Here is an 8,836-nt window from a genome sequence, read left to right on the forward strand (position 1 = left end):
GCCGGCGAGGCGCGCGCCGGCGCCGCCCGTCCGCCCCGAGGATTACGCCCTGCCCGCCCTCGACCTGCTGGCGGCCCCCCGCGGCCCGTCCCAGGCGAGCCTGATCTCGGCCGACGCCCTGGAGCAGAACGCCACGCTGCTGGAGGCGACGCTCGGCGATTTCGGCGTGCGCGGCGACATCCTGGCGGTGCGGCCGGGCCCGGTCGTCACCCTCTACGAGCTCGAGCCCGCGCCCGGCACCAAGTCCAGCCGCGTGATCGCGCTCGCCGACGACATCGCCCGGTCGATGTCGGCGGTCTCGGCCCGTGTCGCGGTCGTGCCCGGCCGGAACGCCATCGGCATCGAGCTGCCGAACGCCAAGCGCGAGACGGTGTACCTGCGCGAGCTCCTGGCCTCGACGGACTTCGCCGAGAGCAAGCACAAGCTGGCGCTGTGCCTGGGCAAGAACATCGGCGGCGAGCCGATCATCGCCGACCTCGCGCGCATGCCGCACCTCCTGGTCGCCGGCACGACCGGCTCGGGCAAGTCGGTGGCGATCAACACCATGATCCTGTCGCTGCTCTACCGGCTGAAGCCGGAGGAGTGCCGGCTGATCATGGTCGACCCGAAGATGCTGGAGCTGTCGGTCTATGACGGCATCCCGCACCTGCTCTCCCCCGTCGTCACCGATCCCAAGAAGGCGGTCATCGCCCTCAAATGGGCCGTGCGCGAGATGGAGGAGCGCTACAAGAAGATGGCCAAGATCGCCGTCCGGAACATCGACGGCTACAACGCCCGGGTCGCCGAGGCGGCGGCGCGCGGCGAGGTACTGACCCGGACCGTGCAGACCGGCTTCGACCGCCATACCGGCGAGGCGGTGTACGAGGACGAGGCGATGGATCTCGCGCCGCTGCCGTACATCGTGATCGTGGTCGACGAGATGGCCGACCTGATGATGGTGGCCGGCAAGGACATCGAGGGGGCGATCCAGCGCCTGGCGCAGATGGCGCGCGCGGCCGGCATCCACCTGATCATGGCGACGCAGCGTCCGTCGGTGGACGTGATCACCGGGACGATCAAGGCGAACTTCCCGACCCGGATCAGCTTCCAGGTGACGAGCAAGATCGACAGCCGCACGATCCTGGGCGAGATGGGCGCCGAGCAGCTTCTGGGCCAGGGCGACATGCTGTTCATGGCCGGGGGCGGGCGCACGACGCGGGTGCACGGGCCGTTCTGCTCGGACAGCGAGGTCGAGAGCGTGGTCGCCCACCTCAAGCGCCAGGGCCGCCCCAGCTACCTCGACGCCGTCACCGCCGACGACGAGGAGGGCGCGCCCGACAAGGGCGCCAAGGGCAAGGCCGGCGCGGCGGAGCTCGAACTCGACGGCGCGGTGTTCGACCAGGGCTCCTTCGGCGAGGCCGGCGGCGACCTCTACGATCAGGCCGTCCAGGTGGTGCTGCGCGACCAGAAGGCGTCGACGAGCTACATCCAGCGCCGGCTGCAGATCGGCTACAACCGCGCCGCCTCGCTGATGGAGCGCATGGAGGTCGAGGGCATCGTCGGCCCGGCCAACCATGCCGGCAAGCGCGAGATCCTCGTGGAGGAGGCGGTCGGCTGAGAGCGAGGGCCCGCCGCGTCCGCGGCACCCTCTCCCCTTCGGCACGACACGCGTTCGCGCTGCGGCCCGTGACGGAGCGCGGCCCGCCCCTGCCCCCGCCCCCGCACGGGGACCCGCGCGCGCTCACCTGACGGGCGAGCCGACCGAGCCCGTGCAACCCGCAACTCAGCGAGAGGCCGCGCGGGTCGGATCACCGTATTCAGCCAGCCCCCCTCGCGAAGAAATTTCGCCCGGCGCGGAACCCGCTTCTCGCCCGCACGTTACGCGCGTGCGAGGCCTGAAAACGGGCTCGCACGGAGGGCGCCGGACACGGTGTCCGGCGCTGCTTGTAGTCACGTTGCTCATCGGAGGATGTGGTTATGAGGACGTACGACGTTTCGCCCCTGTTCCGGTCGTCCATCGGGTTCGACCGCCTGTTCGAGCTGCTCAACCAAGCTGACCGTGTCGAGCCGTCGGCAGCCTGGCCGCCCTACAACATCGAGAAGGTGGCCGAGGACCAGTACCGCATCACCATGGCGGTCGCGGGCTTCACACCGGACGAGATCGAGCTGACCCAGCAGGACACCACGCTCCTCGTCTCGGGTCAGAAGGCCGCCCAGGAGGGTGAGAAGCACTACCTCTACCGCGGTATCGCGGCCCGCACCTTCCGCCAGACATTCAATCTGGCCGAGCACGTGAAGGTCGTGGGCGCGTCCCTGGAGAACGGCCTGCTCACCGTCGCGCTGAAGCGCGAGGTGCCGGAGGCGCTGAAGCCCCGCCGCATCGCCATCGGCGGCACGACGGCCGCGTCCGGCCAGGACAACGCTCCGGCGCAGATCGCCCGCGAGGCCAAGGCCGCCTGATCGGGCCGCCTGATCGGGCCGCCTGACCCGGTTGCCCGGGCGGCGCGCCCGGGCACGCCACCGCGACACGGATGACATCCCTCACGGGTCCGCGGACCCGCGGGCCCGTTCCCACGACTGCACCGCATTCGATGGAGCGAGGACCATGAGCGTGAGAGATCTGATTTCCTGGAACCGCACCCCTGCCCCGGCGCCGACCGCCCTCTCGCAGGAGCCGGCCAGCCAGTTCCTGACGCTGCACCGGGAGATGAACCGCCTGTTCGACGACGTCTTCAGCGGGTTCGGCGGCGTGCCGAGCGCCGCGGGCCGCGGCCTCGGCTGGCCCCATGTCGAGCTGGCCGAGGCGGACGGTGCGCTGCGCGTGTCCGCCGAGCTTCCCGGGCTCGACGAGAAGGACGTCGAACTGCTCATCGCCGACGGCGTCCTGACCCTGAAGGGCGAGAAGCGCGCGGAGACCTCCGACAGGGCCCGCGGCTATTCCGAGCGCAGCTACGGCCGCTTCGAGCGGTCGATCGCCCTGCCCGTGCCGGTGGAGGAGGACAAGGCCGAGGCGACGTTCCGCAACGGCGTCCTGACGGTGACGCTGCCGCGCGCCGCCGAGGCGCCGGAGCGGCGCCGGCGCATCGCCATCAACGGCAACGGCGCGCCGGCCGCCAAGCATTAGCCGGTCCTGAGCCGGCGCCGACGGCAGCCGCATACGCGGTCGCGGGCCGGAACGCATGACGCGACGCCCGGCGGGCCCGATCGGGGCCGCCGGTCGCCCCAGCCTTTGCTCACGATCAGGAGGGTCGCATGCAACCGATCGATATGAACCCTGTCCATCCCGAGATCGGGCGCCTCGGTCCGGTTGCGGCCGCCAGCCTGCGGCCGCAGGCGGTCGAGCCGTTCGAGGCCTTCGTGGCACCGGGCGACGTCTTCCGCCATCCCCGGGAGGTGTTGCGCTATCCCGGTCTGTCGCGGGCCGAGAAGCGGGCGATCCTGGCCTCCTGGGCCTCGGACGCCCGCGCGGTCGAGTCCTGCCCGACGCTGCGCTGCCTGCCGGGCTGCCGGGCCGAGCCCGTGCCCCTCGGCACGATCCTGGAGGCGCTCCAGGCGCTCGACGAGGGKTCGTCACCGCCCGCAGCCCCGCCGCCGCGCAGGCCGCCCGTCCCCGCGGCGCTCATCCGGCGCTGGCGGNGGATACGCGGGAAGCCCGCAAAGCTGCCGGGTCGGCGTCGCAGTCGAACAGGCAGCTTTGCGGGCTTCCCGCGGATACTAATCAGAAGTTGCATGACCGACCGGTATATCATCCTACGGTTGAAGAAGGACTTATCAGTATTATGTCTAAGATCATACAGAGAAGCTGAGCCGTTGTTCTTGCCGACATCACAAGCATTGCGCTCGGGTGCCGCCAACGTCCCGAGCAAGGCGAGAGTGACCAAGACTTTGCGCATCGTAGAGATTCCGGACCCCGAGAATTGGTTTCGTTCAGCCTTTAAGCGGCGGAACATGACCAAACCGCGGCTTCGATCTGCGAAGAGACGGCGCGGTATCAAACCGCGCGGGGACTCACCGGCCCCGACCTTTAGGGTGTGGCGCGGCCGGGTTCGTGCTTTAGGGTGCGGCGCAACGACGGGAGGCCGCGCGACGGCCCAGGAGGGAGAAGCCGATGGCCACGACCACCGATCTGCGCCTGCGCCGGAGCGTGCTGTACATGCCCGGCTCGAACCAGCGGGCGCTCGATAAGGCCAAGACCCTGCCGGTGGACAGCATCATCCTCGACCTCGAGGATGCCGTCGGGCCGGAGGAGAAGGAGATCGCCCGCGAGCAGGTCTGCGCCGCCGTGAAGAGCGGCGCTTACGGCAGCCGCGAGCTGGTCATCCGGGTCAACGCACCGCAGACCCCGTGGGGCGAGGCGGATCTCCACGCCGCGATCGAGGCGAAGCCCGACGCGATCCTGATGCCGAAGGTCTCGTCGCCCGCCGTGCTGGAGAGCATCGCCGACCGGCTCGAATCCCTCGACGCGCCGGACGGGATCGCGATCTGGGCGATGATCGAGACCCCGGCCTCGATCCTCAACATCCAGGAGATCGCCCGGGCCAAGCGCGACCCGCGCAACCGCCTGACCTGCCTCGTCCTCGGCACCAACGACCTCGCCAAGGACACCTGGGCCAAGATCGTCCCCGGCCGCGTTCCGATGCTGCCCTGGATGATGATGGCGCTGGCCGCAGCCCGGGCCGAAGGTCTCGCGATCCTCGACGGCGTCTACAACGACATCGCCGACACCGAGGGCTGCCGCGACGAGTGCCGGCAGGCCCGCGACCTCGGCTTCGACGGCAAGACCCTGATCCACCCGACGCAGCTGGAGCCGGCCAACACGTCCTTCGCTCCCACTGAGGAGGAGGTGCGCCGGGCCAAGCTGGTGATCGAGGCGTTCGAGCGCCCGGAATACGCCAAGCGGGGCGCGATCAAGCTGGAGGGCCGGCTCTACGAGCGGCAGCATCTCGGCGTGAACCGCCGGGCGGTCACCTGGGCCGAGGCCATCAGGGCGAAGGGATTCTGAGCGCGGTTCCGTCCGATGTCGGCGCGTCCGTCCTCGCGTGCGGAGCGAAGCGATCCGGGGCAGCGCCACGCCCAGGTCTGTCGCGCTCCCTGTGCCCTTCGCTACGCGCGCGATGACGGGACAGCAGGTCCCGTATCGGCGGTCGTGTAGCGCGTCCGCTGGGTGCGCCCGTCGCGGGCCGTGACGGCGACGAGGCCCGCCTCATCGAGGCCCGAGAGGGCGCGCAGCACGAGGGCGTGCTCAACCCCGAAGGTGCGGGCGAAGGCGCGGCTGTCGCCCGGCAGGCCGAGATCCAGCGCCGCCAGGAGGCCCGCCGCCAGCGGATCGAGATCGGGCCGGGCCGCCGACACCCGGTCGAGGGCGGCGACGAACGCCGCCTCGTCGGGCTCCGCGCTCACGCGGCCGCGCGCGCCTGCAGGGTGACCAGCACCGACTTGGACGTCGGCGTGTCGCTCTTCTCGCCGTAGGTGGAGAGCGGCACGAGCACGTTCAGCTCCGGATAGTAGCCGGCCAGCGCGCCCCGCGGCATGTCGAAGGGCACGAGGCGGAAATCCTCCGCCCGGCGGGTGATGCCGTCGTCGTGCGTGCCGACGACGTCGACCCGGTCGCCGAGCCGGTCGCGGATCTCCGCGAGATCGTCGGGATGGGCGAAGATCACGCGGCGCTCGCCGTAGACGCCCCGGTAGCGGTCATCCAGGCCGTAGATCGTCGTGTTGTACTGGTCGTGGCTGCGGAAGGTCTGCAGAACGAACGTGTCGCAGGTCTTCCGGGCAGCCTGATGCTCGGTCTCGGCCGGCAGAGCGTCGGCCGAGAAGGTGGCCCGGCCGGTGGCCGTCTCGAACACCCGCTCGGCGGCGAGGTTGCGCAGCATGAAGCCGCGCGGCTTGCGCACCCGGGTGTTGTAGCCGGTGAAGCCCGGGATCGTGGCGGCGATCGCCTCGCGGATCCGGTCGTAATCGGCGGCGAACCCGGCCCAGTCGACGGCGGCGGAGCCGACGGTGGCCTGCGCCATGCCGGCGATGATGGCGATCTCGGAGCGCAGCTCCTTCGAGGCCGGCTTGTTGATGCCGCCCGACCCGTGGACCATGCTCATCGAATCCTCGACGGTCACGATCTGGATCTTGCCCGCGGCGCCCCGGTCGATCTCGGTGCGGCCGAGGCAGGGCAGCAGGTAGCCGACCGCGCCGGGCACCAGGTGGGCGTGGTTGAGCTTGGTGGCGATGTGCACGGTGAGCCGGCACGAGGCCAGCGCCTGCGCCACGACCGGCGTGTCGGGCGTCGCCCGCAGGAAATTGCCGCCGAGCCCGATGAAAGCCTTCGCCGTGCCGTCCCGCATGGCGCGGATCGCCGCCAGGACGTTGTGGCCGTGCCGGCGCGGCATGGCGAGGCCGAAATGCTGCTCCAGGGAATCCAGGAAGGCGGCGGACGGGCGCTCGTTGATGCCGACCGTGCGGTCGCCCTGCACGTTCGAGTGCCCGCGCACCGGGCACAGGCCCGCGCCCGGCCGGCCGATATGGCCGCGCAGGAACAGCAGGTTGGCGATCTCCCGGATCGTCGCCACCGAGTGGCGGTGCTGGGTCACGCCCATCGCCCAGGTCGCGATGACCCGCTGGGCGCCGAGGTAGACGTCCGCCATGGCGGCGATCTCGTCCGCGGTCAGGCCCGACTGGTCGAGGATCGCGTCCCAGGACGTCGCCTCGACGGCCGCGCGGTAGGCGTCGAGCCCGGCGGTGTGGTGCTCGAGGAAGGCGCGGTCGAGGAGCGAGGGCCGGCCGGCCGCCAGGGCCTCGGCGTCGCGGGCGAACACGACCTTGGCGATGCCCCGGAAGGCCGCCATGTCGCCGCCCGAGCGCGGCTGCAGGTAGTGGCTGGCGATGGGACGGCTGGCGCCGCGGAGCATCTCGACGGTGTTCTGCGGGTCCGCGAACCGCTCCAGGCCGCGCTCGCGGACCGGGTTCAGCACCACCACCTTGGCGCCGCGCTCGGCGGCCCGGCGCAGGTCGCCGAGCATGCGCGGATGGTTGGTGCCGGGATTCTGGCCGACGCAGAAGATCGCGTCCGCCTTCTCGAAATCCTCCAGCAGGACCGTGCCCTTGCCGATGCCGATCGCGTCGATCAGCGCGACGCCGCTGGCCTCGTGGCACATGTTCGAGCAGTCGGGGAAGTTGTTGGTCCCGTAGGCGCGGGCGAAGAGCTGGTACAGGTACGCCGCCTCGTTGGAGGCGCGGCCCGAGGTGTAGAACTCGGCCTGGTCCGGATGGTCGAGCCCGCGCAGGGTCGCGCCGATCTCCGCGAAGGCCTCGTCCCAGCTCACCGGCAGGTAGCGGTCGCTCGCCGCGTCGTAGCGCATCGGGTGCGTCAGGCGACCCTGGCCCTCCAGGGCGTAGTCGCTCCAAGTGCGCAGCTCGGTCAGGGTGTGCTTGGCGAAGAAGGACGGCTTCGTGCGCTTGTCGGTCGCCTCCCAGGAGACCGCCTTCACGCCGTTCTCGCAGAACTCGAAGGACGAGCCGTGCTCCGGGTCGCCCCAGGCGCAGCCGGGGCAGTCGAAGCCGTCGGGCTGGTTCGCCTTCAGCAGCGCGCGGGCGCCGGTGAGGGGGGCGCGGCTGCCGAGCAGGTGCTTGCCGCAGCTCTTCAGAGCACCCCAGCCGCCGGCGGCGGAGGAGCGCTTGGTGGACCCTTCAGACTGGGCCATGAACCGTCCTGGATTGGCTGACGCGATAGGTCTCGCAACCGCGAGATAAGCGCCTCTCCGGCTCCCTCACAATGGCGTGCCGGCGCAGGCCCCTCATGCGCGGGGCACAGGCTAAGCTCCCGCTGTGCAAAGCCTTTCTAAACTGCGGCCGCAAAAAATTTGTCGTGCGCGGCGCCGCGGCCGGCCCGCCCGCGCGCCGGCTCAGTCCCCGCGGGCGAGAGCGGCGGCGTCGCGCCCGACGATCTGCCGGAGCGAGGCGATGCCGGCGTCGCTCATGCGCCGCAGGAGCCCGTCCTTGATGCGTCCGACGAGACCCGGCCCCTCGTAGACCAGCGCCGAGTAGAGCTGCACGAGGCTCGCCCCGGCCCGGATCTTGGTCCAGGCCGCCTCGGCCGAATCCACGCCACCGACCCCGATGAGCGGCAGCGCGTCCCCGACGCGCAGGCGCGTCTGGGCGAGCATCCGCGTCGCCGGGCCGAAGAGCGGCCGCCCCGAGAGGCCGCCGGTCTCCCGGGCGAGACCCTGCTCGCGCAGGCTCGCCGGGCGGGTCACCGTGGTGTTGGACACGACGAGGGCCTGGACCCCGCGCCGCTGCGCCGTCGCACAGACCGCGTCGAGGGCGTCCAGCGCCATGTCGGGGGCGATCTTGAGGAGGATCGCCGCGCCGGCGCCGGCCGCGTCCCGGGCCTCGATCGTCCGGGCGAGCAGCTCGTCGAGGAAGGCCTCACCCTGGAGGTCGCGCAGGCCCGGCGTGTTGGGCGAGGAGACGTTGACCGTGACGAAGTCGACCAGCGGCGCCAGGGCGGCGGTGCAGGCGGCGTAGTCGGCGAGGCGGTCGGCCGATTCCTTGTTCGCGCCGATGTTGACGCCGACGATGCCGGGTCGCCCCCTGCGGGCGCGCAGACGGTCGGCCACCGCCTCGAGCCCCTCGCTGTTGAGACCGAAGCGGTTGATCACGGCGCGGTCGGCGGCGAGGCGGAACACCCGCGGCCGCGGGTTGCCGGGCTGGGGTCGCGGCACGATCCCGCCCACCTCGACGAAACCGAAGCCGAGGCCGAGCAGCGCGTCGGGCACGCGCGCGCCCTTGTCGAAGCCGGCCGCGAGGCCGATCGGGTTCGGGAATCGTCGGCCGAGCAGGTCGACGGCGAGGCGCGGGTCGTCCG

7 protein-coding genes are annotated in these 8,836 nt (G+C 71.4%); 4 read left to right on the forward strand and 3 right to left on the reverse strand.

Translation table 11 applies throughout. From position 1 onward, the window contains the following. The 4 genes from MMR14E_RS19635 to MMR14E_RS19655 all read left to right on the forward strand — a co-directional run. The coding region (locus MMR14E_RS19635; protein WP_331316594.1) for a DNA translocase FtsK at positions 1-1,597 on the forward strand (1,597 nt) is incomplete at its 5' end. A 359-nt stretch (positions 1,598-1,956) separates the two neighbouring features. Beyond that, on the forward strand, positions 1,957-2,439 hold the full coding sequence (locus tag MMR14E_RS19640; protein WP_331316595.1) for an Hsp20 family protein: 483 nt from the start codon (positions 1,957-1,959) through the stop codon (positions 2,437-2,439). A 145-nt stretch (positions 2,440-2,584) separates the two neighbouring features. Further along, complete coding sequence (locus MMR14E_RS19645) at positions 2,585-3,103, forward strand: Hsp20/alpha crystallin family protein (protein WP_331316596.1); 519 nt, start codon at positions 2,585-2,587, stop codon at positions 3,101-3,103. Positions 3,104-4,087: 984 nt separating this feature from the next. Then, on the forward strand, positions 4,088-4,981 hold the full coding sequence (locus MMR14E_RS19655) for a CoA ester lyase (protein ID WP_331316597.1): 894 nt from the start codon (positions 4,088-4,090) through the stop codon (positions 4,979-4,981). Positions 4,982-5,082: 101 nt separating this feature from the next. On the opposite strand, the gene MMR14E_RS19660 is transcribed toward MMR14E_RS19655, so the two are convergent. The 3 genes from MMR14E_RS19660 to MMR14E_RS19670 all read right to left on the reverse strand — a co-directional run. Beyond that, entirely contained in the window at positions 5,083-5,379 is a 297-nt protein-coding gene (locus MMR14E_RS19660; RefSeq protein WP_331316598.1) for a hypothetical protein, read from the reverse strand. Continuing rightward, positions 5,376-7,673 (reverse strand): FdhF/YdeP family oxidoreductase, encoded by a 2,298-nt coding sequence (locus tag MMR14E_RS19665; RefSeq protein ID WP_331316599.1) that lies wholly within the window; start codon positions 7,671-7,673, stop codon positions 5,376-5,378. The genes MMR14E_RS19660 and MMR14E_RS19665 overlap by 4 nt, the downstream gene beginning before the upstream one ends. Before the next feature lie 201 nt (positions 7,674-7,874). After that, positions 7,875-8,836 (reverse strand): quinone-dependent dihydroorotate dehydrogenase (locus MMR14E_RS19670; protein ID WP_331316601.1); only part of this gene is annotated, 962 nt, incomplete at its 5' end.

Origin of the sequence: Methylobacterium mesophilicum (assembly GCF_036441335.1) — a bacterium.
Classification (GTDB): Bacteria; Pseudomonadota; Alphaproteobacteria; order Rhizobiales; family Beijerinckiaceae; genus Methylobacterium; species Methylobacterium mesophilicum_B.

Coding starts and splice junctions, on each gene's coding strand:
- MMR14E_RS19665 (WP_331316599.1), bottom strand. CDS start 7,673: ATGGCCCAGTCTGAAGGGTCCACCAAGCGCTCCTCCGCCGCCGGCGGC.
- MMR14E_RS19645 (WP_331316596.1), top strand. CDS start 2,585: ATGAGCGTGAGAGATCTGATTTCCTGGAACCGCACCCCTGCCCCGGCG.
- MMR14E_RS19640 (WP_331316595.1), top strand. CDS start 1,957: ATGAGGACGTACGACGTTTCGCCCCTGTTCCGGTCGTCCATCGGGTTC.
- MMR14E_RS19655 (WP_331316597.1), top strand. CDS start 4,088: ATGGCCACGACCACCGATCTGCGCCTGCGCCGGAGCGTGCTGTACATG.